This is a genomic window from Skermanella sp. (genome assembly GCF_059503625.1).
The window spans coordinates 876-2756 of sequence record NZ_JCACHA010000344.1; the positions used below are offsets into that span (position 1 = coordinate 876).

The window sequence follows — 1881 nt, forward strand, 5'->3', positions numbered from 1 at the left end:
CATGGACTGGAGGGCCTGCGTATCGCCGACGCCTCGATCATGCCGACGATCACCTCGGGCAACACCGCAGCACCCACTGTCATGATCGGTGAAAAGGCGGCCGACCTGATCCGCGCCGGAAGCGTCCTGGAACGTGCTGCGTAATGGAAGCGGAAGCGTAAGAGATTGAGAAGGGGTGACACGACATGGTTAAACTCACTCCAAGCTGCCAACCATTCGAACATGCCCAAAGGACCGTTGACGATACCGTTGAGGCCCGATGGCGGCTGCCCATCAGGACGGCCTAGCGGGCTGATCTGGTGGTATAAGCAAAGCGGTATCGCTTTCCGGCCAGTTGAGGAAAGACAGGCAACGTAGACCTGGAGAAATCACAAAGAGGAGGAGCCCTATGGCTCGTTATCTGAAGCGAGGTCGCGACGTCGAAGCCGTTGCTGCAGCCGACGCAAAGGTGCGGGCGACGGTCGAGAGTATTCTCGGTGACATCGCGGCACGGGGGGACGCGGCGGTCCGCGAACTCTCGGTCAAGTTCGACAACTGGGACCGTGACGACTATCGTCTCACGGATCAGGAGATCCAGGACTGTCTGTCCCAATTGTCCCCGCGCGATCTCGACGACATCCGGTTCGCGCAGGAGCAGGTCCGTAAATTCGCCGAACACCAGAAAGCGGCGCTGCAGGACCTCGAGGTCGAAACCCTGCCGGGCGTCGTGCTGGGCCACAAGAACATTCCGGTCAACTCGGTCGGCTGCTATGTGCCCGGCGGAAAGTATCCCCTGCTGGCCTCGGCGCACATGTCGGTGATCACGGCGCGCGTCGCCGGTGTGCCGCGTGTGATCACCTGCGCGCCACCCTACCACGGCAAACCGGCCCATGCCATTGTCGCCGCCCAGCACCTCGCCGGCGCCGATGTAATCTATTGCCTGGGCGGCATACAGGCGGTCGGCGCCATGGGGCTCGGTACCCAGTCGATCGAGGCCGTCGATATGATCGTCGGCCCCGGCAATGCCTACGTCGCCGAGGCCAAGCGGCAGTTGTTCGGGCGCGTCGGCATTGACCTGTTCGCGGGACCGACCGAAACGCTCGTGATCGCGGACGAGACGGTGGACGGCGAGATCTGCGCGACCGATCTGCTGGGCCAAGCCGAGCATGGACCGACAACGCCAGCGGTGCTGCTGACGAATTCAGAAAAGCTCGCCCGCGAAACCATGGCGGAGGTCGAGCGGCTGTTGACTATTCTTCCGACCGCGGAGACGGCGAGTAAGTCATGGGCCGACTATGGCGAAGTGATCGTGTGCGACAGTTACGAGGAAATGGTAACCGAGGCCGACCGGATCGCGTCGGAGCATGTCCAGGTCATGACCCAGGACCCAGACTATTTCCTCCAGCGCATGACCAACTACGGCGCGCTGTTCCTCGGCCCCCGCACCAACGTGTCCTATGGCGACAAGGTGATCGGCACCAACCACACGCTGCCGACCAACAGGGCGGCGCGTTACACCGGCGGCCTGTGGGTGGGCAAGTTCATGAAGACCTGCACTTATCAACGGGTCCAGACCGACGAAGCGTCGGCCATGGTCGGCGAGTACTGCTCGCGGCTGTGCATGCTCGAAGGCTTCGCCGGCCATGCCGAGCAGGCCAACATCCGGGTGCGGCGCTACGGCGGCCGCAACGTTCCCTATGCAACCGCGGCCGAGTGAACCGCTACCAGATAAGGGAGGATTTCCAGATGGCTGATCAAACCCCCGCTCCCAGTGGAGGCCAGGGTTCCCAGGACCGGAAGACACCGCCCATCCCCGACCAGAAGCAGGGGCAAGGTGGAGCGGATCAGCAGAGCCCGTCCACCGGTGACCCATCCGAGGGCCAGGGTTCCCAGGACCGCACG

2 protein-coding genes are annotated in these 1881 nt (G+C 63.2%); both read left to right on the forward strand.

Features of this window, described 5'->3' with window-relative positions:
- Positions 1-6: 6 nt before the first annotated feature.
- Positions 7-144 carry a GMC oxidoreductase gene (locus tag AC5JJ6_RS07960; RefSeq protein ID WP_496041522.1) on the forward strand — a complete coding sequence of 46 codons (138 nt, stop codon included), beginning with the start codon at positions 7-9 and terminating at the stop codon, positions 142-144.
- Between the two features lie 244 nt (positions 145-388).
- On the forward strand, positions 389-1696 hold the full coding sequence (gene hisD, locus AC5JJ6_RS07965; RefSeq protein WP_496041521.1) for a histidinol dehydrogenase: 1308 nt from the start codon (positions 389-391) through the stop codon (positions 1694-1696).
- Positions 1697-1881 lie beyond the last annotated feature (185 nt).